General features: G+C 57.8%; 25 protein-coding genes. 12 read left to right on the top strand and 13 right to left on the bottom strand.

Going from position 1 to position 24,493, the window contains the following annotated elements:
- Positions 1 to 86 precede the first annotated feature (86 nt).
- The 3 genes from speB to KO536_RS22045 all read left to right on the top strand — a co-directional run bounded on the left by speB (position 87) and on the right by KO536_RS22045 (position 3,197).
- Positions 87 to 1,037: an agmatinase gene (gene speB / locus KO536_RS22055; protein WP_219262950.1), complete on the top strand. Its 951-nt coding sequence runs from the start codon at positions 87 to 89 to the stop codon at positions 1,035 to 1,037.
- Between the two features lie 95 nt (positions 1,038 to 1,132).
- Complete coding sequence (locus KO536_RS22050) at positions 1,133 to 2,512, top strand: sodium:solute symporter (RefSeq protein ID WP_219262948.1); 1,380 nt, start codon at positions 1,133 to 1,135, stop codon at positions 2,510 to 2,512.
- A 202-nt stretch (positions 2,513 to 2,714) separates the two neighbouring features.
- On the top strand, positions 2,715 to 3,197 hold the full coding sequence (locus KO536_RS22045) for a hypothetical protein (protein WP_219262946.1): 483 nt from the start codon (positions 2,715 to 2,717) through the stop codon (positions 3,195 to 3,197).
- Positions 3,198 to 3,319: 122 nt separating this feature from the next.
- Here the strand turns inward: KO536_RS22045 and KO536_RS24355 are convergent, their stop codons facing one another.
- Together KO536_RS24355 and KO536_RS22040 are read right to left on the bottom strand one after the other, a co-directional pair.
- Positions 3,320 to 3,445, bottom strand: a complete 126-nt coding sequence (locus tag KO536_RS24355; RefSeq protein ID WP_019828748.1) for a PA1414 family protein — start codon at positions 3,443 to 3,445, stop codon at positions 3,320 to 3,322.
- A 127-nt stretch (positions 3,446 to 3,572) separates the two neighbouring features.
- Complete coding sequence (locus tag KO536_RS22040; protein ID WP_219262945.1) at positions 3,573 to 4,475, bottom strand: LysR family transcriptional regulator; 903 nt, start codon at positions 4,473 to 4,475, stop codon at positions 3,573 to 3,575.
- Positions 4,476 to 4,578: 103 nt separating this feature from the next.
- Here KO536_RS22040 and KO536_RS22035 point away from each other — a divergent pair, with 103 nt between their 5' ends.
- Complete coding sequence (locus KO536_RS22035; RefSeq protein ID WP_219262943.1) at positions 4,579 to 5,760, top strand: MFS transporter; 1,182 nt, start codon at positions 4,579 to 4,581, stop codon at positions 5,758 to 5,760.
- Here the strand turns inward: KO536_RS22035 and KO536_RS22030 are convergent.
- From KO536_RS22030 to KO536_RS22020, 3 genes are all read right to left on the bottom strand, one after another.
- Entirely contained in the window at positions 5,708 to 6,637 is a 930-nt protein-coding gene (locus tag KO536_RS22030) for a DMT family transporter (RefSeq protein ID WP_133078994.1), read from the bottom strand. The two genes, KO536_RS22035 and KO536_RS22030, sit on opposite strands and share 53 nt — an antisense overlap.
- Before the next feature lie 72 nt (positions 6,638 to 6,709).
- Positions 6,710 to 7,114, bottom strand: a complete 405-nt coding sequence (locus KO536_RS22025; RefSeq protein WP_133078993.1) for a DUF2177 family protein — start codon at positions 7,112 to 7,114, stop codon at positions 6,710 to 6,712.
- A 23-nt stretch (positions 7,115 to 7,137) separates the two neighbouring features.
- A complete protein-coding gene (locus KO536_RS22020) occupies positions 7,138 to 7,974 on the bottom strand; it encodes a S1 RNA-binding domain-containing protein (RefSeq protein ID WP_219262941.1) in 837 nt (278 codons plus the stop codon).
- A 358-nt stretch (positions 7,975 to 8,332) separates the two neighbouring features.
- Between KO536_RS22020 and KO536_RS22015 the strand changes: the two genes are divergently transcribed.
- On the top strand, positions 8,333 to 8,512 hold the full coding sequence (locus KO536_RS22015; protein WP_003441690.1) for a hypothetical protein: 180 nt from the start codon (positions 8,333 to 8,335) through the stop codon (positions 8,510 to 8,512).
- 190 nt (positions 8,513 to 8,702) lie between these two features.
- Complete coding sequence (locus KO536_RS22010; protein WP_219262940.1) at positions 8,703 to 9,425, top strand: TorF family putative porin; 723 nt, start codon at positions 8,703 to 8,705, stop codon at positions 9,423 to 9,425.
- A gap of 129 nt (positions 9,426 to 9,554) precedes the next feature.
- On the opposite strand, the gene KO536_RS22005 is transcribed toward KO536_RS22010, so the two are convergent.
- Positions 9,555 to 10,901 (bottom strand): DEAD/DEAH box helicase, encoded by a 1,347-nt coding sequence (locus tag KO536_RS22005; protein WP_133078990.1) that lies wholly within the window; start codon positions 10,899 to 10,901, stop codon positions 9,555 to 9,557.
- 192 nt (positions 10,902 to 11,093) lie between these two features.
- On the opposite strand from KO536_RS22005, the gene KO536_RS22000 reads away from it, so the two are divergent.
- Entirely contained in the window at positions 11,094 to 12,380 is a 1,287-nt protein-coding gene (locus tag KO536_RS22000; protein ID WP_133078989.1) for a mechanosensitive ion channel family protein, read from the top strand.
- An 80-nt stretch (positions 12,381 to 12,460) separates the two neighbouring features.
- On the opposite strand, the gene KO536_RS21995 is transcribed toward KO536_RS22000, so the two are convergent.
- The 3 genes from KO536_RS21995 to KO536_RS21985 all read right to left on the bottom strand — a co-directional run bounded on the left by KO536_RS21995 (position 12,461) and on the right by KO536_RS21985 (position 14,784).
- Complete coding sequence (locus tag KO536_RS21995) at positions 12,461 to 13,021, bottom strand: alpha/beta hydrolase (RefSeq protein ID WP_133078988.1); 561 nt, start codon at positions 13,019 to 13,021, stop codon at positions 12,461 to 12,463.
- A 41-nt stretch (positions 13,022 to 13,062) separates the two neighbouring features.
- Complete coding sequence (locus tag KO536_RS21990; protein ID WP_219262939.1) at positions 13,063 to 13,923, bottom strand: carboxylate/amino acid/amine transporter; 861 nt, start codon at positions 13,921 to 13,923, stop codon at positions 13,063 to 13,065.
- Between the two features lie 261 nt (positions 13,924 to 14,184).
- A complete protein-coding gene (locus KO536_RS21985; protein ID WP_133078987.1) occupies positions 14,185 to 14,784 on the bottom strand; it encodes an FMN-dependent NADH-azoreductase in 600 nt (199 codons plus the stop codon).
- Positions 14,785 to 14,939: 155 nt separating this feature from the next.
- Between KO536_RS21985 and KO536_RS21980 the strand changes: the two genes are divergently transcribed.
- The 4 genes from KO536_RS21980 (at position 14,940) to aqpZ (ending at position 19,452) form a co-directional block, all read left to right on the top strand.
- Positions 14,940 to 15,863 (top strand): LysR family transcriptional regulator, encoded by a 924-nt coding sequence (locus KO536_RS21980; RefSeq protein ID WP_133078986.1) that lies wholly within the window; start codon positions 14,940 to 14,942, stop codon positions 15,861 to 15,863.
- A 162-nt stretch (positions 15,864 to 16,025) separates the two neighbouring features.
- Positions 16,026 to 16,589, top strand: a complete 564-nt coding sequence (locus KO536_RS21975; protein ID WP_019828735.1) for a peptidylprolyl isomerase A — start codon at positions 16,026 to 16,028, stop codon at positions 16,587 to 16,589.
- A gap of 128 nt (positions 16,590 to 16,717) precedes the next feature.
- Complete coding sequence (locus KO536_RS21970) at positions 16,718 to 18,550, top strand: ABC transporter ATP-binding protein (protein ID WP_219262938.1); 1,833 nt, start codon at positions 16,718 to 16,720, stop codon at positions 18,548 to 18,550.
- Between the two features lie 200 nt (positions 18,551 to 18,750).
- Entirely contained in the window at positions 18,751 to 19,452 is a 702-nt protein-coding gene (aqpZ, locus tag KO536_RS21965; protein WP_133078984.1) for an aquaporin Z, read from the top strand.
- A gap of 18 nt (positions 19,453 to 19,470) precedes the next feature.
- Here the strand turns inward: aqpZ and KO536_RS21960 are convergent, their stop codons facing one another.
- Positions 19,471 to 20,595, bottom strand: a complete 1,125-nt coding sequence (locus KO536_RS21960) for a GNAT family N-acetyltransferase (RefSeq protein ID WP_219262937.1) — start codon at positions 20,593 to 20,595, stop codon at positions 19,471 to 19,473.
- A gap of 323 nt (positions 20,596 to 20,918) precedes the next feature.
- Between KO536_RS21960 and KO536_RS21955 the strand changes: the two genes are divergently transcribed.
- Positions 20,919 to 22,211, top strand: a complete 1,293-nt coding sequence (locus tag KO536_RS21955; protein WP_219262936.1) for a putative porin — start codon at positions 20,919 to 20,921, stop codon at positions 22,209 to 22,211.
- Positions 22,212 to 22,332: 121 nt separating this feature from the next.
- Here the strand turns inward: KO536_RS21955 and KO536_RS21950 are convergent, their stop codons facing one another.
- From KO536_RS21950 to KO536_RS21940, 3 genes are read right to left on the bottom strand one after another with little or no spacing between them, the layout of a single operon-like run.
- On the bottom strand, positions 22,333 to 22,560 hold the full coding sequence (locus KO536_RS21950) for an anti-sigma factor (RefSeq protein WP_133078982.1): 228 nt from the start codon (positions 22,558 to 22,560) through the stop codon (positions 22,333 to 22,335).
- Entirely contained in the window at positions 22,554 to 23,165 is a 612-nt protein-coding gene (locus tag KO536_RS21945) for an RNA polymerase sigma factor (protein WP_219262935.1), read from the bottom strand. The genes KO536_RS21950 and KO536_RS21945 overlap by 7 nt, the downstream gene beginning before the upstream one ends.
- Before the next feature lie 30 nt (positions 23,166 to 23,195).
- Positions 23,196 to 24,317: a beta-ketoacyl-ACP synthase III gene (locus KO536_RS21940; protein ID WP_133078980.1), complete on the bottom strand. Its 1,122-nt coding sequence runs from the start codon at positions 24,315 to 24,317 to the stop codon at positions 23,196 to 23,198.
- Between the last annotated feature and the right edge of the window lie 176 nt (positions 24,318 to 24,493).

Here is a 24,493-nt window from a genome sequence, read left to right as displayed (position 1 = left end):
AAGTATTTGCCCACAGCGATTCTTCCCGCCTCGCGCCTTTCGCAGAATCGAACGCCATAACCACAACAAACGACGAGGCCTTACCCGTGGACAAAATTCTTCATCAACCACTGGGCGGCAATGAAATGCCGCGCTTCGCCGGCATCGCCACCATGCTGCGCCTGCCCCACCTGCCATCGGCCAAGGGCCTGGACGCGGCCTTTGTCGGCGTGCCCCTGGATATCGGCACCTCGCTGCGCCCCGGCACCCGTTTCGGTCCTCGGGAAATCCGCGCCGAATCGGTGATGATCCGCCCTTACAACATGGCCACCGGCGCCGCGCCGTTCGACTCGCTGTCCGTGGCCGATATTGGCGATGTGGCGATCAACACCTTCAATCTGCTGGATGCGGTGCGCATCATCGAAGCGTCCTACGACGAAATCCTTGAGCACGATGTCATCCCCCTGACCCTGGGTGGCGACCACACCATTACCCTGCCGATTTTGCGGGCGATGCACAAAAAACACGGCAAGGTCGGGCTGGTGCATATCGATGCCCACGCCGATGTGAACGACCATATGTTCGGCGAGAAAATCGCCCACGGCACGACCTTCCGCCGCGCCGTTGAAGAAGGCCTGCTGGACTGTGACCGCGTGGTTCAGATCGGCCTGCGCGCCCAGGGCTATACCGCCGAAGACTTCAACTGGAGCCGCAACCAGGGCTTTCGCGTGGTGCAGGCCGAAGAGTGCTGGCACAAGTCCCTGGAGCCCCTGATGGCACAGGTACGCGAAAAAGTCGGCAACGGCCCGGTCTACCTCAGCTTTGATATCGACGGCATCGACCCGGCCTGGGCTCCCGGCACCGGCACTCCGGAAATCGGCGGCCTGACCACCATTCAGGCGATTGAAATCATCCGCGGCTGCCAAGGCCTCGACCTGGTCGGCTGCGACCTGGTAGAAGTCTCGCCGCCCTACGACACCACCGGCAACACCTCGTTACTGGGCGCCAACCTGCTGTACGAAATGCTCTGCGTGCTGCCCGGCGTTGTACATCGATAAGGACATCCTTGCGGTGCCATCAAGCCTTGCGCTTTACGGCACCAAGCCACCGTGCCTGCTGCATCCATAAAAAAAATAATCGGAGATTCGCCATCATGGCTTTAGATCTACTGGTCGTCCTTATCTACGCTGCGGCAATGCTGGTGCTGGGTTACTACGGCATGCGCAAGGCCAAGACCCACGAAGACTATCTGGTCGCAGGCCGCAACCTGGGCCCTACGCTCTACATGGGCACCATGGCCGCGACGGTACTGGGCGGGGCTTCCACCGTCGGCACCGTGCGCCTGGGTTATGTGCACGGAATTTCAGGCTTCTGGCTGTGTGCCGCACTGGGTTGCGGGATCATCGCGCTGAACCTGTTCCTGGCCAAGCCGTTGCTCAAGCTGAAAATATTCACCGTGACCCAGGTACTGGAGAAGCGCTACAACCCGATGGCCCGCCAGGCCAGCGCGGTGATCATGCTGGCCTACGCGCTGATGATTGGCGTGACCTCGATTCTGGCCATTGGCACCGTACTGGAAGTCCTGTTCGATCTTCCTTTCTGGATTTCCGTACTGCTGGGCGGCGGCGTGGTGGTGATTTACTCGACCATTGGCGGCATGTGGTCGCTGACCCTGACAGATATCGTGCAATTTGCGATCAAGACCATCGGCCTGATGTTCGTGCTGCTGCCGATCTGCCTGTACCGCGTCGGCGGCTGGGACGAACTGGTCAGCAAGCTGCCCGCATCGAACTTCAGCTTCACCAGCATCGGCTGGGACACGATCATCACTTACTTCATGATCTACTTCTTCGGCATCCTGATCGGCCAGGACATCTGGCAGCGTGTGTTTACCGCCAAAACGGCCCGGGTGGCGAAGTACGCGGGGACATTCGCAGGCCTGTATTGCATCCTCTACGGCCTGACGTGCGCGCTGATCGGCATGGCCGCCCACGTGCTGCTACCGGACCTGGACAACGTCAACAACGCTTTCGCCGCCATCGTGAAAGTCTCGCTGCCAGACGGTATTCGCGGCCTGGTGATCGCTGCGGCCCTGGCGGCCATGATGTCGACCGCCAGCGCTGGCTTGCTGGCAGCCTCCACAGTACTGACCGAGGATCTGCTGCCAAGGCTGCGTGGCGGCAAGCAATCGAGCCTCAATATCAACCGCTTGTTTACCTTGCTGACAGGCTTTGCCGTACTGGGCATCGCCCTGGTGGTCTCTGATGTCATCAGCGCCCTCACCCTGGCTTACAACCTGCTGGTCGGCGGCATGCTGGTGCCATTGATCGGGGCGATTTTCTGGAAGCGGGCCACCACTGCGGGCGCCATCACCAGCATGAGCCTGGGGTTTGTCACGGCACTGGGGTTCATGCTCAAGGATGGCCTGGAAGCCAACACGCCCATTTATTACAGCCTGGGCGTGGCGCTGATCAGCTTTGTTGTGGTTAGCCTGATGGATCGACGCCCTGCTTCGGTGGTGAGCGCCGCCTGATAAACCCTTTGTTCGACGGGTACGACGTGACAGGTCGTACCCGTTTTCCTCTTTCATACACCCCCGAATACCAATACCCCGCCCATACATCGCCTTATCTCTGCCAGCCCATCAATGAGTCCAACTACGCTTGAAAAGCGGCCACATGGGATGTCGCCGCACACCTTCAAGCAACGTGCAACTCACTAAATGGACTTAACACATGACCTACTCAAACAACTGTCTGGCCACCGCTGTCATGGCTTGCACCCTGGCGCTAACCGGCGTCAACGCTCAAGCCGACGTCACCACATTGACATTCGAAGTCGTCAATAACACTTCGGGAGCACTCAAGCTCAACCGTTCAAGCTGGGAGCTTTCACTGGCCGCCCCCGGCTTCTTTGATGTGGACCCGTATGGCGAGCACTCCTTTGAAGCGAACTATCAGACCAACTTCGGGTACCCGCGAAAAACCCCTGCGACACTGCGCGAAGTCATTTCATATGCCAATGGCAATCGGGAATGCACCTTTACCACGGCGCTGAGAGTTACCCAGTCATTCGGCGTATTCAAGCCGACACTGAGCGCTACGCGGTCAGCCAGCGCAACCTCTACAGGCATGGACGATGTGAAATGTGAAGCGCGGGTAACGGAGAAAACAGACGAAGCGCCGCTCAATTACAGCGTGCGCTTCACCATGGGCTGAAAAAACCTGGAGGGAGGGGGCAGCTCACACTGCCCTTTTGTTTTTTGCAGCACACAACTCTTTCGCCGATCAAGGACCGAAAGAAACACGACCAGCGCGCTGGTCTAACGTGCAATCAGGCCTTAGCGGCGACGTTGTGGACGGCGACGCGTGTCATCGACAGGAATCGGCACAGGCTGCAGTGGCGGCTCGATCAGGCCAAGCGCAACACCAACGTCATGAAGCCAGGTTTGCAGTTTGTCTTTCATATATCCCCCTTGGGGTCACTCTGGCGACGGGAATTCTGTGGTCGCTTCACACAGATAATAGCCCTAAGTCCTACTCAATGCTTGCCTAAGGTCAATGAACTTTAGGCTAATTTCCTACTTATCTGACTCAAGGCAGCACCTTGAGTTGCGGCGACACAGCCCCATTTGGCAACGGCGCCGTCTGCTGCAGCTCAATCCACGCATTCAAGTTGGTGCCCATCATGCCTTTTCGCCACATCAACCATGTTGTGGCGCTGGCAAAAGGTTGTTTCAAGGGATGTATCCTGACATTTTCTCGCCCCGGCAAGCTGGCCAGCATCGACGCCGGCATCAGCGCCACCCCTGAACCCGCCGCCACACACGCCAGCATCCCTTGATAGGACTCGATCTCCATCACCCGCCCCAAGGAGGCACGGTCGCTGGCGTACCAGGCTTCAAGCCGGGCGCGATACGAACAACCCTGACGAAAGGTAAAGACTTCCCTGCCTTGTACGTCCCGGGCACGGCCAATCGGCGGATGGTCCAGATCGCTGATAAGCACCAGGCTCTCCTCGCAGAACTCCACACCGTCCAGCCCGGCCAACTCCAGCGGGCCATCCACCAGCGCGGCATCCAGACGCCCCGTCAACAGCCCTTCGAGTAACTCGCCGCTGGGGCCCGACTGAACGTGCAAACTCACTGCCGGATACGTGCGGTGATAGTGCGCCAGCAGACCCGGCAAGTGGATCGCCGCCGTGCTGTACATCGTCCCCAGCGTGAACTTGCCCGAAGGCACGCCCCCCTGAACGGCGCTCAGGGCTTCATCGTGAAGGGCAAATAGCCGTGCCGTGTAGTCCAGCAACACTTGCCCCGCAGGAGACAACTGCAGGCGCTGGCGCTCACGTACGAACAGCTCGACGCCCATCTGTTCCTCAAGCTGTTTGAGCCGAGTCGACAGATTTGAAGGCACTCGATGCAGGCGCTCAGCCGCACGAGTGATCGATCCTTCCTGGGCCACAGCCTGAAAAATCCGTAGCTGGCTGAATTCCACACCATTCTCCAAAACTGAATAAGTCACTCACTATTATTCATTTTTAAGGAAAGTCAAACAGCACTAGCCTGACGGTCATTGCCTTTACCCAGGAACCTGCAGCATGTCGCCCCTGATCCGCTTACTCGCCAGCTTTATCGCGCTCATGATGGCCATGGGCATTGGACGCTTCTCCCTGACCCCGCAACTGCCTCACTTGATTGGTGAAGGGCAGATCGACCTGACCGGCGCCGGGCTGATTGCTGCCGCCAACTACCTTGGCTATCTGCTCGGAGCACTGGATGCCATGCGCGCCCGGCGTCCGGAGCAGGTGCGCGGCCGTTTGCACACTGGCCTGTGGCTGTGCGTCCTGCTGACTCTGGTTTCGTACTGGGCCTACGGTTTTTGGCCGCACCTGCTCTTGCGGTTTGGTTCCGGTATCGCCAGTGCCTGGGTGATGGTCATGATTACCGCGCTTAGTCAGCACATAGCTCTCACTGAGAATCGGCCACGCCTGGGCGCCCTGGTGTTTGCCGGGCCCGGTCTTGGCGTGATGCTTACCGGCTTGTTGGCACTGGCAGCCAATGTAACCGGGCAAAACTCGGCCACCCTCTGGATGATCTATGCCGTGGCGGCGCTGCTGATGCTGCTGGTGATTTGGCCCGCCCTGCCACAACCGGCTTCGACTGCCGAACAAACCCACACCTCAGCACCTGACAGCCGCCAACCCGGAATCGCACGACTGGGGGCGATTTATGGGCTGTATGGCCTGGGGTACATCATTCCTGCGACGTTTTTGTCACAGATGGCAAACGCACGGTTTCACGGCCAATGGCAAGCCGATCTGTTCTGGCCTGCCTTCGGGCTATGCGCCGCGATTGGCGTGGTACTGATCAGTTTTCGTCGTCATCGCCCTGCCACCACCCGTTATTGGCTGATGGGCGCGCTGTGGGTTCAGGCCTTTGGCGTACTTGCGTGCCTGATACCGAGCAGCGCAGGCCTGGCCCTGGGTGTGATCCTGTGCGGCACGCCGTTTCTGGCCTGCATGTCGCTGGTCATGCAGCGCTCACGGGATCTGGCGCCCCGCGCCACCGCCCGAAACGCAGCCCTGTTGACCGCCTGCTTTGCCGTGGGCCAGCTGTCCGGGCCATTGCTGGCAGCCCTCAGCAGCCATTTCAGCGGTGGACTGCAACCGGCGCTGATCATTGCCGCCAGCGGGCTGTTGCTTGCTGGCGTGCTTGCCTGGAAGTCGATCAGTGCCCCAGCAGAGCGCGCACTTTGCGGCGCACCCACTGCTCAGCGCTGACAAACGTGATGCCGCACAGCACCAGAATCGCGCCCACGACAAAGTTGACGCTCAGGGGCTCGTGAAGCACCAGCACACCGAAGGTCACGCCAAACAGGGGCGTCATGAATGAGAACACCGCCAGATTGGAAGCCATATAGCGCTTGAGCAGCCAGAACCACACCAGGTAGCTGAAGAACGACACAACCAAACCCTGAAACAGCACGCTGGCCACCGCGACGGTGGTCAGGCTGACATGGGTGATCTGGCCGCTGGCCGCTGCAATTACCAACAATCCGAAAAAACCTACGACAAGCTGGTAGAACAGGGTCAGGGTGACTGGCGCTTCCGACAACCGGGAGCCGCGCACCACCACCGTGGTCGCCCCCCAGGCCATGCCTGCCAGAATCCCGTAGACATCGCCCAGCAGCATGTTGCGGTCCATGTCGGCAAACGAAATCCCCCCGGCAAAAGAAAAGGCTATCCCGGCAAACGCGAGAATGATCCCCAGCCATTGCAACGGTCGTAAACGCTCGCTGGGCAACAGCCAGTTGATTCCGAGGGCGGTAAAAATGGGCGCGGTATAGAGGAATACCGACATATGCGCAGCACTGGTCAGTTGCAGCCCTTCGGCAATGAAGAAGAACTCAAGGCCGAAGAGGCTACCGGCCAGCAAGCCGCCACGCCAGGTGGCGGGCACCTGGCTCCACCCACCCTTCCAGCAGATCAACAGGCCCACCAGCAGCGCTGAAATACCTGAGCGCAAGGCCGCTTGCATCACGGGGGCGATGTCGGGTGCGGCAATTTTGATGATGACCTGCTGCACGCCCCAGATCAGGCATAAGCCCAGCATGACCTGCAGTGCGAATGCATCCGTTGCACGCCGCGTAACACTCATAGTCCACCCGAAAAAAAGCCACGCCCGCACAAATGCAGAACAGCACAGTGTTTAACGTGCAAGAAAATAGAGTCAGGACGCCAGCTTGCGGGCCGTCCAGTAACCCGACAATGAAGCAAGACAGGTCAACAACCCGCCCCACGCCATGTCCATCAAAGCCAACTGGGCAGACCAGCCTTGCAGCGTAGCCCAGTTGGTCATGTCGTAAGTGCCATAGGCGACCAGCCCGAAGAACGCGCCGGCCAATGCAGCTCTGCGCGCACTGGCCCGGGCAAGGGCCGGCAGCACGACAAAGAACACCACGCCCAGCACGTACATCAGATAGAACACGATGGCCGGGCCCCACTTGGGCTGCGCCAGCATCAACGAGCCCAGCAGCTCTTTATAGGTAGAGCTCATGAGCACGCCGAGCCACAGGCCGTCGAGCACCAGAAAAGCCAGTAACGCACCGATATACGCCCACACTGCCTTGCTCATCTCGCCAGCCTCCCTGCGTCAGTTCAGATCAATTCGATGCGGTCCGGGTGGATCGCAATCTTGCCTTCCTTGTACAGCGCGCCAATGGCTTTTTTGAAGTTGCCCTTGCTGACGCCAAAATGGTTGCTGATCACTTCAGGAGCACTTTTGTCGCTGACTGCCAGCACGCCGTTATTGTCGCGCAACTTGCTGAGGATCTTTGAGTTCAGGCTGCTGGCTGCTTCCTGGCCGACCGGTTGCAGGCTCAGGCTGATTTTGCCGTCAGCGCGGATTTCCTTGATGAAACCTTTCTCTTGCTTGCCCGCACGCATGAACTTGAAGATTTCATTCTTGTGGATCAAACCCCAGTGCTTGTTGTTGATCACGGCTTTGAAACCCATGTCCGTGGCCTCGGCCACCAACAGATCAACTTCCTGGCCTACCTGATAGTTGGCCGGGGTTTTGTCCAGATAACGGTCCAGACGGGCAGTCGCGGTGATACGGCGTGTGTGCTTGTCGAGGTAGACATGCACCACGACATATTCGCCGGCGGTCATCTGGCGTTTTTCTTCGGAATACGGCAGCAGCAAATCTTTTGGCAGACCCCAATCGAGGAATACACCAATGCTGTTAACTTCAACCACTTTAAGACTGGCGAACTCACCGACCTGAACTTTTGGTTTTTCAGTGGTGGCAATTAACTTGTCAGCGCTGTCCAAATAAACAAATACGTTGAGCCAGTCTTCATCTTCACTGGGAATATCTTTGGGAATATAACGATTCGGTAACAGGATTTCGCCGTCTGCCCCGCCATCGAGATACAAACCAAAACTTGTATGTTTAACCACTTGCAAACTGTTGTAGCGACCGATTAAAGCCATGTCCAATACCCTCATTACGTAGGCGGCATTCTACCCGAGTTTAGGGGGGCAAATTGGAGCGCCGCGACCCGGTATTCAAAAAATCTGTGAAAGGTTTGATTTATCAGGATTTTCTAACGCTGTCAGGCTGCCACTCGTCAGCCTGCAGGAGGCCACCCTCCCGTCCGGCAGCACCTGAACATGTTTAAAATCCCTCCACTGTTATGAATTAAAACAGCGAGTTAGCAGGCAATTAGACACTTGCTTATGTCTTCGCCGACACCACCTCTATTATTTTACGAAGATATTTAACAAGCAATTGTCAAGTATTTCTGGTACTATCGCTGGCCAAGTTATTTTCTAAAGGTCAATAGCCGCCATGCGCGTTAAAGCATCTGCCAGCAAAGCAAAGCCAGCTCCCGCTGTAGAAACCAGTGATTCCATCAATGCTCAAATCGAAGCATTCTTGAAATCCGGCGGCGAGATCCAGCAAATCAACAAAGGCGTCAGCGGCCAAACTTTTGGCCCGTCCAAGCAAATCACGCTCGGCAAGAAGTAATACCCCCTCGCGTCATCTGGTCCTCTTGCGCTTTGCCTTCCAAGGCGCTAGGACTATCGATTTATCCCACCCTTGCGCCACATCCCTGATTCGAATCGATAAATCGACGAACGGCACTTTATTGCCGATATTCCTGCGTATGCTCCAAAGGCTCTGAATCAAGCCTTTGAGCCCATATAGGGAGCCGATTATGCTCACACGGGCGGTACTGCTGACCGGCACGTTGCTGGCCAGCACGATTGTGGATGCACAGGTCTTTTCCCGCGAACTGGGCAACTTCGACCTCAAACTGGCCACACAGCCCAGCCGCAGCATGGCTCAGGGCCTGGTCAAGCCTACAAGCCCCGGCTCGACCTTTCATGGCGGCCTGGACCTGACCCATGACAGTGGCTGGTACGCTGGCCAATGGGCACCCACCATGGGCATCAAGCCTGGCAGCAATCTGGAAGTTGATTCCTACCTGGGCTACAAACACCCCTTCGACCAAACCCTGAGCTACGAGCTGGGGGTAATCCACTACAGCTACCCCAAACTCGACTCACTGGACAGTCAGCAGATTTTTGCCGGCCTGACCGTGCTGGGTACGCGCTTTGGCGCCGCTTTCAGCAACGACCCGGACCGACGCGACAGCACGCTGTTTGCCGACCTGGGGGTCAACCAGCCCTTCGGTATCGGAGTGAGCATGAAATACACCACCCACCAATTGGGCTCCCCCGTATCCATTGCCGATGGTGGCCGCGTGAGCGCTTTCAATGACTGGTCGATAAAATTTTCCCGCCCCTGGATGGGCATCGACCTGGATCTGATCTACAGCGACTCCAGCCTGGACGGCACAGACTGTTCAGCGTATTCGGGGCAAAACGCCCAGTGTGATGGCTTGCTGACATTCAAGGCCGAGCGAACTTTTTACTGAGCCCTGATTTATTGTGGGAGCGGGCTTTCCCACGACGTCGATCTACCTGACAAACAGCAACGCCTACAGCCTTTTCAGACAACAAAAAACCCGGCACAGGCCGGGTTTTTTGTAGGTTACACCTGCGCTTTATTCAGCAGCCGGTGCTTCTGGCTTGCGGCGCTTGAGCGGAGCCATGCCGTCCTTGCTGACCAGCGACAGTGCATCAGTCTTCGGGCGGTTGGCAATTTTGCGCTTGGTCGGAGCCTTGGCGCCCGACTTCTTCTTGACACCCTTGGCGTCGGTTTTTTTCTTCTTCACACCAACAGCTTTGCCCGAGGCCTTGACGTTTTTCGGACCGCCGTAAACGCCTTTGACTTCCTTGATGGTGCGGCGCTCGAAGCTCTGCTTCAGGTAGCGCTCGACGCTGGACATCAGGTTCCAGTCGCCGTGGCAGATCAACGAGATGGCCAGGCCATCGTTACCCGCACGACCCGTACGACCAATACGGTGCACGTATTCGTCGCCGCTGCGTGGCATATCGAAGTTGATCACCAGATCCAGGCCTTCAACGTCCAGGCCACGGGCCGCCACGTCGGTGGCTACCAGAATCTTGACGCCGCCCTGCTTCAGGCGGTCGATGGCCAGCTTGCGGTCCTTCTGGTCTTTTTCACCGTGCAAGACAAACGCTTTGTAGTCCTGAGCCACCAGACGACCGTAGATACGGTCTGCCATAGCGCGGGTATTGGTGAAAACGATCGCTTTTTGGTACGTCTCGTTTGCCAGCAGCCAGTTAACAATCTGCTCTTTGTGCTGGTTGTGGTCAGCGGTGATGATTTGCTGACGCGTGGTAGCGTTCAGCTGGCTGACCTGATTGAGCTGCAAGTGCTCGGCATTGTTCAACACCTTGCCGATCATCTCGCGCAGACCCGAACCACCGGTGGTGGCCGAGAACAGCATGGTCTGCTGGCGATTAGGGCACTCGTCGACCAGACGCTGGACGTCTTCGGAGAAGCCCATGTCGAGCATGCGGTCGGCTTCGTCGAGTACCAGCACTTCAACTTCTTTCAAGTCGAGGTTGCCGGCATTCAGTTGCTCCAGCAAACGACCCGGGGTGCCGATCAGGATATCCGGCACCTTGCGCAGCATGGCGGCCTGGACCTTGAAGTCTTCACCGCCGGTGATCAGGCCGGACTTGATGAACGTGAACTGCGAAAAACGCTCAACTTCCTTGAGCGTTTGTTGTGCCAGCTCGCGGGTCGGCAGCAGAATCAACGCTTTGATACTTACGCGGATTTTGGCTGGACCAATCAGACGATTCAGAATCGGCAGTACGAAAGCGGCAGTTTTACCACTCCCGGTTTGAGCTGTAACCCGCAGGTCACGCCCTTCGAGCGCGAGCGGGATGGCCGCTGCTTGCACAGGCGTAGGCTCGACAAATTTAAGCTCGGCCACAGCTTTAAGCAGGCGTTCGTGCAGGGCGAAATCGGAAAACACGGGTGCTACCTCGAAGAAATACAAAAAATCAGCGGCATAGAGTAACGGTTTCGAGCGCCAAGGCCGAGTTACTTTGCACGAACGGCATGAAACAAATGGTTTTTTAGGGTCTTTAGTCCAACCTGAGCCCATAAATTGCTCTGAAGTGCTCTAATCCCATGGCCATTTATTACTGGGATATCGTTTTAGCTTATGGAAACTCAACCACTCTGGACCCAAATCCAGACCCTTTGGGCAAACCTGGATCAACATCCCTGGGTCAGTGCCATGCTGGGTCTGATCGTTCTGGTGGGCATTGCCCTGCTGGCCGGTCACATTGCACGCATCCTGGTGTTGCGCGTGACCAAAATCCTGGGCCGTCAGCCGGCCCTGCACTGGATCAACGATTTACGCGAACACAAGGTGTTCCATCGCCTGGCGCAATTGACCCCCTCCCTGATGGTGCAGTTCGGACGCAACCTGGTGCCGGACATGAGCGACAACGGTCGCCACTTCCTTGGCAACCTGGCGCTGGCCATAACCATTTTTGTGCTCACGCGGGTGATCAGCTCACTGCTGGATGCCTTGCTCGATATCTATTCGCGCACCAATTACGCAAAGACCCGGCCGATCAAGGGCTACATTCAGCTGACTAAAATGCTGCTGTATGTGTTCTCCGCAATCATCATTGTCGCAACCCTGATCGACCGCTCGCCAATGCTGCTGCTCTCCGGCCTTGGCGCAATGTCTGCTGTCATTCTGCTGGTCTACAAGGACACGCTGTTGTCGTTTGTGGCCAGCGTGCAGTTGACCAGCAATGATTTGCTGCGCGTAGGCGACTGGATCGAGATGCCGCAGGTCGGTGCCGATGGCGATGTAATCGACATCACCCTGCACACCGTCAAAGTACAGAACTTCGACAAAACCATTGTCTCGATTCCGACCTGGCGTTTGATGTCCGAATCGTTCAAAAACTGGCGTGGCATGCAGCAGTCCGGCGGACGCCGGATCAAGCGCAGCCTGTATATTGACGCCGCCGACATTGCTTTTTTGACCGATGAGCAGGAGCAGCGCCTGGAACAGGTACGCCTGTTGAGCGATTACCTGCATCGCAAGAAAGCAGAGCTCAAAAGCTGGAACGAAGCCCAGGGCAATGTCGCGGCCATGTCTGCCAACCGTCGGCGCATGACCAACATAGGCACTTTCCGCGCCTATGCCCTGGCCTACCTGAAAAGCCATACCGACATTCAGCCGAACATGACCTGCATGGTCCGCCAGATGCAAGCCACGCCACAGGGTGTACCCCTTGAGGTGTATTGCTTTACCCGGACCACGGTGTGGAGCGAATACGAGCAAATCCAGGGCGATATTTTCGACTATCTGTTGTCAGTGCTGCCCGAATTCGGGCTCAGCATGTATCAGCAACCGAGCGGCAATGACCTGCGCAAAGGATTGCTGAGCAAGCTGAATACTCCGCTGGAGCTGTCCAAAGACGATTGAACCCTGTGGGAGCGGGCTTGCTCGCGATTCGGGTGATGCCATGCAAGCCCGCTCCCACAGTTCCATCACCCATAATGCGCTCAGGCTTGCTTGAACTGTGGATCGCCTGTGAGCTTGAACAACAACTCGATCCCTTGGGGCCAGTTGCCATAGCCCCCCTCACCATTGATGTGCCCGGCATTTTCCAGCCATACCAGTTCGCTGCCCCAGGCATCGCTGAATGCGCTGGCCCGCTCCTGGGTGACATAGGGGTCGTTGGTACTGGCGACGGTAATTGCGTCAAAAGGCAGGGTATTGAGCGGCATCGGGCTGAAACCCGTTGTGCCTGGCGGATAACTGTCGGCTTCGGTATCGCTGGGCGCGACCAGCAGTGCCCCACGCACACGCCGCGCCTCTTTGGGGTGCTGCTGCGCCCAACGGGCAATCAGCGTGCAGGCAAGGCTGTGGCCCACCAGCACCACAGGACGCTCGCTCTTGGTGATCTTTTTCTGCAGGTTCTGCACCCAATCCGTACAAACGGGGGTTTCCCAGTTCTCCTGCTTGACTCGGTGCAGCCCGCTGTAGCGCTGTTCCCAGTGAGATTGCCAATGCTCTGTTCCCGAATTGAACAGGCCCGGCAAGATCAACACCCTGACTGTCATTCCGACTCTCCCTTTAGGCGATAGATGGACTGTGGTTGACCTTAGACCGTCACAGCCCTGCGGTCTAGCCGGCTGATCCACACGGCAAATGCAATCACCAGCCCGCCGATGAACAGTCGCCCCAGCGGCTCGTGCTGGTTCCAGATCAGCAAACTGATCAACAGGCCGACCGGCACATGCAAAATGTTCATCACAGCCAACGTGCCAACCCTGACCATGCACGCGCCTTTGTTCCACCAGTACAGGCCCAGGGCCGTAGAAATCAGCCCCAGAAATACCAGAACACCCCACTGCAAGGGAGCCTCAGGCAGGAAGTTGGCCTTGCCAAATAGCAGGAAGGCCGGCAACACCACTGCCAAAGCCCCCAGATAAAAGAAACCAAACCGCTGGTAATGCGGCACGTCGCTCGGGTAACGCGCCACCAGGCGCTTGTACAACACCTGCCCGGCGGCATAGGTGAAATTGCCCAATTGCAGCAACAGGAAGCCTCCAAAGAAGTCCGGGCTGATGCTGTCAAAGCGAATGACCGCCGCCCCCGCTACAGCTACAAGTGCCGCCACCAGCGCCCACGGGTTGAAACGGCGATTAAGGGCATCTTCGATCAGGGTCACATGCAGCGGAGTGAGGATGGTGAACAACAGCACCTCCGGCACTGTAAGCACCCGAAAACTCAAGTACAGACAGACGTAAGTGATGCCGAACTGCAGGGCACCGATCAGCAGCATGCCACGCATAAAGCCAGGCTCTACCTGACGCCAGCGCGTCAGGGGGATGAATACCAGCCCCGCCAGCACCACACGCACCAGCACCGCAAAGTAGCTGTCGACATGTCCAGCCAGATACTCGCCAATCAGGCTGAAGGAGAATGCTTGAATCAAGGTGACAATTAACAGATAGCCCATGAATCTCTCGCCCAGGAAATCGAAACGGCTCTCCGGCAAAAACACCCGCGAGCGCATCAGAAGGTCCGCGACCTTAGCGGTTTTCCATCAACCTTTACCATCACCCTGCAAAACCCGGACAAAAAAAACCCGATCCGGCGCTATGGCTGATCGGGTACGAGCACTCAAAAAAGTGCAAAGGGAGGTTCGATGCGCGAACCGCATGCTTGAAGGAGCAATGAAGCGATTAAGCCATTCAGCGATTATCTGTCGATTAACAGCCTATGAGATTGCAGACAGCCTGGCCTTGGCCTGGTTTAAACCTTTTTCCTGGAAGTCACCGCCCAGGTTCATGCCTTCGGCATGGATAAAGGTCACATCGTGAATTCCGATAAAGGCCATGACCTGACGCAAATAGGGTTCCTGATGGTCCGAGGTGCTACCCGCGTATAGCCCGCCACGTGCAGTCAAAACGTATGCTTTCTTGCCGACCAGCAGTCCTTGCGGACCGGTTTCGGTGTACTTGAACGTCACGCCAGCCCGCAGTACGTGGTCAAGCCAGGCCTTGAGAGTGCTCGGAATCGCAAAGTTGTACATCGGGGCCGCGAGCACCAGTACATCCGCTGCCAGCAGCTCATCGGTGAGCTCATTGGAGCGCTGCAGGGAAACATGCTCGTCAGCGCTGCGTTGTGCTTCGGGCTTCATCCAGCCACCCAACAGGTTGGCATCAAGATGCGGCACCGGGTTCAGGGCCAGGTCACGAACGGTCACTTGATCAGCTGGATGTGCCGCTTGCCACTGGCTGACGAACTGCCGGGTCAACTGTCGGGAGAATGAGTCCTGCTGGCGTGCGCTGCTTTCAATGATCAGAACGTTGGACATGGCGGATAAGCTCCATCTGTAAATACGGTAAGGCGATGGCGCAGAGAATAGAGAGCATTGGTTCGATTAAAAAGCGCATTTATTTGCTACAACCTATCTATAAACCTGTTTATTTAGCGGTATCCTGTCAGCACTCCCATTCAGAGGTAATCATCGTGAAAGCGCCCCGCGTGACCCTTGATCAATGGCGCACCCTGCAAGCGGTGGTCGATCATGGCGGCTTTGCTCAAGCCGCCGAAGTCCTCCATCGCTCGCAGTCGTCTGTCAGCTACACCGTGGCACGCATGCAGGATCAACTCGGCGTGCCGCTGCTGCGGATCGACGGACGCAAGGCGGTGCTCACCGAGGCGGGCGGCGTGCTGCTGCGCCGCTCCCGGCAACTGGTCAAGCAGGCCAGCCAGCTCGAAGACCTCGCCCATCACATGGAGCAAGGCTGGGAAGCCGAGGTCCGCCTGGTGGTCGACGCGGCCTACCCCAATGCACGGCTGGTGCGTGCCCTGACCGCCTTCATGCCGCAAAGCCGTGGTTGCCGCGTGCGCCTGCGCGAAGAGGTGCTGTCCGGCGTCGAAGAAGTCCTGCTCGAAGGCGTGGCTGACCTGGCCATCAGCAGCTTCAATATTCCCGGTTACCTGGGCACCGAGTTGAGCACCGTGGAATTTGTTGCCGTGGCTCACCCCGACCACCCCCTGCATCGCCTGCAACGGGAACTGCATTTCCAGGATCTGGAAAGCCAGCTGCAAGTCGTGATTCGTGACTCCGGGCGCCAACAGCCCCGTGACGTGGGCTGGCTCGGCTCCGAACAGCGCTGGACCGTCGGCAGCCTGGCCACGGCGGCCGCCTTCGTGGGCAGCGGGCTGGGCTTTGCCTGGTTGCCGCGGCACATGATCGAGCGCGAACTCAAGGAAGGTGTGCTCAAACCGTTGCCGCTCAATCAGGGCGGCAAGCGTCACCCGGTATTTTTCCTGTACGCCAACAAGGACAAGCCTCTGGGCCCAGCCACACAAATCCTGGTTGAACTGCTGCAAACTTTTGACACGGCCCCGCTGGATGCGCCGTTTGCAGCACCGCAGCAAGCGTGAAGATCAGTGGGCAGGAACCCGATTCGAGAATATCCTGTCCAACACCCGCCGCCCGTGAACATCTGTCATTACCGGATGTAGCACGGGCATTGGTTCAAACCACAGGGCGCCACTGCCTGCGTGGCATTGAACAGTCACCCCACTTTCCAGGATCACTGAACCATGCTTAAAAAAATTGCACTTGCCGCTGGCGCCATGCTGTTTGCTGCCAACCTGATGGCTGCCGATACATCCAAGGCACCTCATGTCGTTCTGGATACCAGCTTCGGCAAGATCGAAATCGAACTGGATCCGGTCAAGGCTCCGATCAGCACTGACAACTTTCTCAAGTATGTGGACAGCGGCTTCTACAACAACACCATTTTTCACCGTGTGATCCCGGGCTTTATGGTGCAGGGCGGAGGTTTCACCTCGCAGATGGCGCAAAAGCCGACCCGCGACCCGATCAAGAACGAAGCCAGCAACGGCCTGCATAACGTGCGCGGCACCCTGTCGATGGCTCGCACCTCCAACCCGAACTCTGCCACCAGCCAGTTCTTCATCAACGTGGCAGACAACGCGTTCCTGGATCCGGGCCGTGACGCCGGGTACGCCGTATTTGCCAAGGTCGTGAATGGCATGGATGTGGTTGACCAGATCGTCAACTCGCAAACCACCACCAAACAAGGCATGCAGAATGTGCCGATCGACCCGGTGCTGATCAAGTCGGCCAAGCGTATCGACTGACAGGCGGCACACAGCAGGGAGCTTTGACCTGTGCCCCGTAGCAGCTGCCGAAGGAACGAGGCTGCGTTACTGCTACGGGATGGGTAACGTCAACTAAAGGAGAGCCCGCGCTGCGGGCGTCAGTGCCCATGCTTTATCGCCGTTTCGAACAACTGATCGATATCTTCCGCGAAGCCCCTACCGCAGCCCCTCCCAGCACTGTCTGGGCGTTTTATCTCTACTACCTGCGCCAGGTCTGGCCCATGTTTGTCGCCTTGCTGGTGATCGGGCTGATAGCGGCACTGATCGAAGTCTCGCTGTTCAGCTACCTGAGCACGCTGATCGATCTGACCCAGGGCACGCCCAATACCGAATTCTTCAAGGTCCATAGCAGCGAACTGATCTGGATGGCCGTGGTGGCACTGATCATCCGCCCGGTGTTCTTCGGCCTGCATGACCTGCTGGTACACCAGACCCTGAGCCCGAGCATGACCAGCATGATCCGCTGGCAAAACCACAGCTATGTGCTCAAGCAAAGCCTCAACTTCTTCCAGAACGACTTTGCCGGCCGCATTGCCCAGCGCATCATGCAAACCGGCAACTCGCTGCGTGACTCAGCCGTTCAGGCGGTCGACGCCCTGTGGCACGTGCTGATCTACGCCATCAGCTCACTGGTATTGTTTGCCGAAGCCGACTGGCGCCTGATGATTCCGCTGCTGATCTGGATCGCCTGCTACATCGGCGCCCTGTACTACTTCGTCCCCCGGGTCAAAGAGCGCTCCGTGGTGTCCTCCGATGCGCGCTCAAAACTGATGGGGCGTATCGTCGACGGCTACACCAACATCACCACCCTGAAGCTGTTTGCCCATACCAATTTCGAGCAACAGTACGCTCGTGAAGCCATTATCGAGCAAACCGAAAAAACCCGGCTGGCCAGCCGCGTGGTCACCAGCATGGACGTCACGATCACCACCATGAACGGCTTGTTGATCGTCAGCACAAGCGGCCTGGCGCTGTGGCTGTGGAGCCAGTCGCTGATCAGCGTCGGTGCCATCGCCCTGGCCACCGGCCTGGTGATCCGCATCGTCAACATGTCCGGCTGGATCATGTGGGTGGTCAACGGTATTTTTGAAAACATCGGCATGGTGCAGGACGGTCTGCAAACCATTGCACAACCCATTGCCGTCACTGACCGTGAACAGGCACCACGCCTTAATGTCAGCCGCGGTGAAGTGCGCTTTGAGCACGTCGACTTCCATTACGGCAAACGCAGCGGCATCATCAGCGACCTCAACCTGGTGATAAAACCCGGCGAAAAAATCGGCCTGATCGGACCTTCCGGCGCGGGCAAGTCGACCCTGGTCAACCTCTTGCTGCGCCTGTACGACCTGCAAGGCGGTCGCATCCTTATCGACGATCAGAACATCGCCGAAGTAACCCAGGAAAGCCTGCGCGAACAGATCGGCATGATTACCCAGGACACTTCGCTGTTGCACCGCTCGATTCGTGACAACTTGCTGTACGGCAAACCTGACGCTACCGACGAAGAACTGTGGGCAGCCGTGCGAAAAGCCCGGGCCGATGAGTTTATCCCGCTTCTGTCCGACGCTCAGGGCCGCACCGGTTTTGACGCCCACGTGGGCGAGCGCGGCGTCAAGCTGTCCGGCGGTCAACGCCAGCGGATTGCCATTGCACGGGTACTGCTCAAGAACGCACCGATCCTGATCATGGACGAAGCCACCTCGGCACTGGACTCCGAAGTCGAGTCCGCGATCCAGGAAAGCCTCGAAACCCTGATGCAGGGCAAAACCGTCATTGCCATCGCCCACCGCCTTTCAACCATCGCCCGCATGGACCGTCTGGTGGTGCTGGAAAACGGCCATATCGCACAAACCGGAACCCACAGTGAACTGCTCGCACGGGGAGGTCTGTACTCACGGCTTTGGCAACATCAAACGGGTGGTTTTGTAGGCATCGACTGAGACCGCAAACACGCAAGTGTAAAGCCCGTGAAACACCACGCCAGCGCCCGGTTTCAAAGGGCTCTGGCGTTTTTTATGGCACTGGAAAAAACCCGGGCGAGTGCTGTACTTAAACCAGGATTCGGGAGAGTTCTGTAGTTAACCGCAGGACGCGACGCAGCTTCAATTGCTCGATAGATTTATCTATCCGGGACCTTCAAATGACCTTGCTCAAACGTTCGGCAACTGAGTTGGTAGGCACTTTCTGGTTGGTTCTTGGCGGCTGTGGCAGCGCAGTACTCGCTGCAGCCTTCCCCAACGTGGGTATCGGGCTGCTAGGGGTCGCACTGGCTTTTGGCCTTACCGTACTGACCATGGCATTCGCTATCGGGCATATTTCAGGCTGTCATCTGAACCCCGCCGTGTCCTTCGGGCTGTGGGTGGGTGGCCGATTCCCTGCAAAAGAGCTACCCGCTTACATCGTGGCCCAGGTTCTGGGAGGCATCATCGCCGCCGCACTGCTGTACTTCATTGCCAGCGGCAAACCCGGGTTTGATCTGGCTGCAAGCGGGCTGGCAGCCAATGGCTATGGCGACCATTCTCCCGGTGGCTACTCGATGATCTCGGGACTGGTATGCGAAGTGGTGATGACGGCCATGTTCATCCTCATCATCATGGGTGCCACTGACACGCGAGTCCCTGCAGGCTTCGCTCCGATCGCCATAGGGTTGGCGCTGACGCTGATCCACCTGATCTCTATCCCGGTCACCAACACCTCGGTCAACCCGGCACGCAGCACAGGCCCGGCCTTGATAGTGGGCGGCTGGGCGCTTCAACAACTGTGGATGTTCTGGCTGGCGCCACTGGTGGGCGCAGCGATTGGCGCACTGACCTATCGATGGCTGGGCAAACAGGACAGCTGAGCATTGAGGCGGCGAGGTTCAGGCCTGCCGGTAGGGCAGCGCCGACCTCGCCTCTTCTGCATACGCCAGCACCCCTGCCCGCTCACGCTGCAGAAAGTCACTGACAGCCGATTTCAGCCCCTGATGACGCAGGTAATGCCATGAGTGAGTGATCACCGGCTCAAAGCCGCGGATCAGCTTGTGCTCGCCTTGGGCACCGGCATCAAAACGCTTGAAACCCTGAGCAATGGCGTAATCCATGCCCTGGTAGAAACATGTCTCGAAATGCAGGCGATCAAACTCGGCCAGGCACCCCCAGTAACGACCATACAAACTGTCACCACCGATCAGGCTGAACGCCATCGCTACCGGGGTCGAGCCCTGCCTGGCCAGCACAACGCGAATGGATTCGGGCATACGCTCGGCCAGCAGACTGAAAAACGCCCGCGTCAGGTAAGGTGTTTGTCGCCGTACTGCGTAGGTATTGGCGTAACAGGCGTAGACAAAATCCCATTGCGCCTCGCTGACCTGTTGACCCTCCAGCCATTCGAACTCAAACCCTTGAGCGGCCACTTGCTCGCGCTCTTTGCGCATCTGCTTGCGCTTGCGGGAGCTCAGGGCATCAAGAAAGTCCTGAAAATCGCGGTACTCGCGGTTCTGCCAATGAAACTGGCAACCGAGCCGCTGCATCCAGCCGGGCTGTTGCGCCAGGGCTGTATCGGCCAGCGTATCGGTGAAATTGATATGGGCACTCGAGAGACCCTCAATCTCAAGATAACCGGGCAAAGCCGCCAGCAACTCCATCCCGTCCTCGGCACTGGCGGCCAACAATCGAGGACCACTGACCGGGCTGAACGGTATGGCCGTCAACAGCTTGGGGTAGTACTCGATGCCCGCCCGCTCGCAGGCCTGCGCCCATTCGTGATCGAACACATATTCGCCGTAGGAGTGCCACTTGCGGTAGCTGGGTAACGCTGCTTGCAACTGCCCGTTTTCGTAGCGCAGCAAGTGCTCGGGCTGCCAGCCGGAATGCGGACCCAGGCAGCCGCTGTCTTCAAGCGTGCTGAGAAAGGCGTGCCGCAAGAACGGCTGCTCCACCGGCACCAGCCCATCCCATTCCTGAGCGGTGATGGCGGACAGGCTGTCCAGTCGTTGTAACGGCATTGAGAATCCCCGGGCGCGACATGTGAGCCGCGATGGTAGCACCGCAACCGAGGTGGGCGCTGATGTCACGCAGTGATGCCTGCGCGGGCAAGCTCGGCTCCTGCAGGTTTGGCGACCGCCGCGAGTGTCACTGACTTGCTATCAGACTGCCACTTTTCTGTCATATCCAGCCGCGATACTGGCGCCGCTTCTTAGATCACGAGGTTATGAGTGACCTGTTTGCCAACACGCTCATGACACACCCAAGCCTCGTTAACGTGAGCCCGTATAGGGCCGATTTTTCTTGAGGTGGCCAAGGCCACCTCTGCACTGGGAGATTCACAATGCGTCTTGTTTCTACACGGGTTGCGGCTGGACTGTGTGGTGGCCTGGTACTGGCCATGAGCGTTCCGGCCAGCGCAGCAGTCGATGCCAGACTGCTCGAAATGCTGAAAGCCAACGGTTCCATTTCGCCAGCTCAGTACTCCGAGCTGCAAACTGAACTCGCCAGTGAGAATCAAGCCAAGCAAGAAGCTGCGGCCAATCAGGTCAAAAAATCCGACCTCACCGCCTTCGAACAAAAAGTCGCCTGGGCAGCTAAAACCGAACTCAAGGGGGATGTCCGGGTTCGTCACGAAAACATCAAGATTGATGGCGAGTCCGATGGCAAGAACAAGGACCGTCAGCGCATTCGTGCCCGTCTGGGTGCCTACACCGAAATCAACCCGCAAGTGAACACCGGTATTCGTATCGCCACTGGCGGCGGCGACGATGCGCGCTCCACCAACCAGGATCTGGATAACTACTTCGACAAGAAGCAGTTGTGGCTGGACATGGCGTTCATCGACTATCACCCGACTGCCGTCAAGGACCTGCACCTGATCGCCGGCAAGATGGCTCAGCCCTGGGTCAGCATGGGTGATGTGATTTGGGATAGCGATATCAACCCCGAAGGCCTGGCTGCCACTTACAAGCACAACCTGGGGAACAGCGGCGTCGAGATGTTCGGTAGCGCCGGTTACTACACCCTCAAGGACAACGTCGACGGCGACGGCGTGCAATTCCGTCATGACTTGCGTCTGTACGCAGGTCAGCTGGGTGCAAAATTCGCCCCCACGGACAGCCTGAAAGTGACCTTGGGCGGTAGCGTTTACAGCTACGACAATGACAAGGACAGTGCCTGCCCTACCACCGGGACCAAGACAACCCCTTGCGCCCTGGCCGTTAACGGCAACAGCACCAGCGAGTTCCGCCTGTACGAAGGCTTCGGCCAGGTCGATATCGCCAACCTGCCGCTGCCTCTGTCCCTTTACGGCCAGTACGTACACAACGCCGCCACCGACAGCGATCAGGACGACGCCTGGCTGGTGGGTTTCAAAAGCAAGCTCAATGCCTTCAGCCTGGACTACAACTACCGCGACATTCAGCGTAACGCCGTGGTCGGCGCCTTCACCGACTCCGACTTTGCCAACGGTACTACCGGTTCACGCGGTCACAAGTTCAAAGTGGGTTACGAAATCGACAAGAACTTTGGTGTTGGCCTGACGTACTTCCTGACCAAGGCTGACTACGTAACGTCCACCCAGAAAGATGCCAAGGCCAACACCTTGCAACTGGACCTGGAAGCCAAGTTCTAAAAGCGTCCCGTCATCAACAAAACCCCGAACCCGTTCGGCGTTTTGTGTCAGAACAGCAGAGCGAGGCTGGCGTCGGCCCCCCATCACATCCTCCGACGACACCCTCGCCCATGCTTCTTCTTTAGCGCGATTGCTCGCGCATCATTCGCTCAACCGTTTGCTCAAGGTCCGGGGGCAACGGTTCGGGAAGTCTTTTCAACGTGGCGCTCATCAAACGCATTTGCTTGATGAAACGTCGGCAGTTAGGACAAAACATCAGATGATGGCGCACCAGCAACCGCTCACGAACGCTCAGCTGGCCATCCAGATAGTCGCTTGAGCGCGCTACTTGCTGTTTGCAGCTCAACATTCGCCGGTTTCCTCGAAGTGTTCCACAGTCGCAAAGACTTTTAGTCGGGCTCGATGCACCAGCACCCGCACATTAGAGAGCGACAGTTCGAGAATATTACAGATCTCTTCAAGTTCAAGTCCCTGACGCTCGCGCAACACCAGCACACTGCTCTGCAGCTGCGGCAGGCCGAGAAGGGTTTGCTCAAGGCATTCGCGCAACTCGTCTTCCGTGAGCAAGGCTTCGGGGGTGTCCTGGTGCCAGGCAAACGGGGCCAGCAACCAGTGGCCATCACTGCTGAACCGGTCATCGTCTATGGTGCCGTGAGGCGAAGGCAAATCGTCGAGCAGCACTTCACGGCGATTTTGCTTGTAGCGGTTTTTTGCGGAATTGGCCGTGATGGTCAATAGCCAGGTTTTCAGGCTGGAACGGCCCTCAAACCCGGACAGATTGCGCACTACGGACAGCCATGCGTCTTGTACCACCTCGTCGGCATGTCGATTGCCGACGATCGCAAAGGCCACGGCACGCATCGCGCTTTGATAGGTGCTAACCAGATCGCGAAAAGCCCGCTGCTCACCACTCAACAGCCGTTTGAGCAGTTCTGAGTCATCAGCAGCGGTCATGGATACCTCGTCTGATCGAGCACTGCGCGATTAACGTTTACGCAAAATCACACTGCCAATCGAATAACCGGCACCGAACGAACTCAGTACCGCCAATGCACCGCTTGGCAGATCGTCCTGATACGTATGGAAGGCAATGACCGAACCGGCCGAACTGGTGTTGGCGTAGGTATCGAGAATGACCGGAGCTTCTTCGATGGAAGCTTCGCGCCCCAACAATTTGCGCACGATCAGGTGGTTCATGCTCAGGTTGGCCTGGTGCAGCCAGAAGCGCTTCACCTGCTCAACGTCCAGCTGGTTCTCTTGCAGATGCTGACCGATCAGCTCAGCCACCATCGGGCATACGTCACGGAACACCTTGCGGCCTTCTTGTACGAACAGTTTGTCCGGGCTGTCAGCAGGCTCGTCAGAAGCACGGTTAAGGAAGCCGAAGTTGTTGCGGATATTGTTCGAGAACGTGGTCAGCAATTTGGTGCTGACGATATCGAACTGATACTCGGACGTTGCCAGGTCTGCACGCTCGACAACCACCGCCGTCGCCGCATCACCAAAGATAAAGTGGCTGTCACGGTCACGGAAGTTCAAGTGGCCGGTGCACACTTCAGGGCTGATCAGCAGCACTGCGCGGGCCTGCCCCAACTGGACGCTGTTGCTGGCGGTCTGAATGCCGAAGGTCGCCGAAGAACAGGCCACGTTCATGTCAAAACCAAAACCCTGAATGCCCAACGCGTGTTGCACCTCGATGGCAATCGCAGGATACGGACGTTGCAGGTTGGAGCACGCCACAATCACGCCGTCGATATCGGCAGCTGTTTTGCCCGCTCGTTCCAGCGCCTGTTTGGCGGCGCCAACGGCCATTTCGCAGAGCACCGACATTTCGTCGTTGCTACGGGCCGGCAAGTGCGGGCGCATGCGTTGCGGGTCAAGAATGCCGTCCTTGTCCATCACAAAGCGGCTTTTGATGCCCGATGCCTTTTCGATAAATGCAGCGCTCGATTCGGCCAGAGGCTGGACATCACCGGCCTCGATAGCCTCGGCGTTGTCCGCGTTGAACTGTTGCACATAGGTATTGAAAGACTGCACCAGCTCTTCGTTGGAGATGCTGTTGGCCGGGGTATACAGGCCGGTGCCGCTAATGACGACGTTATGCACGGTCGTTCCTCTATATGTATTCAGCTGTCGATAGCCGCGAAGTTTGCCATAAATGCCAGCATTTGGCGTTATTTGCGGATGTTACGGTCAATGTCCCATGGGAGCGGGCTGGGTCGGGATTGCCTCGCGTTCCCCCCCCCCCCCCCCCGTCACAAGGGGTGCAGCGTGCCCCCCCC

It is taken from the genome of Pseudomonas sp. NKUCC02_KPG, from assembly GCF_019345465.1.
GTDB lineage: Bacteria > Pseudomonadota > Gammaproteobacteria > Pseudomonadales > Pseudomonadaceae > Aquipseudomonas.
This window is presented reverse-complemented; position numbering and strand designations above follow the sequence as displayed.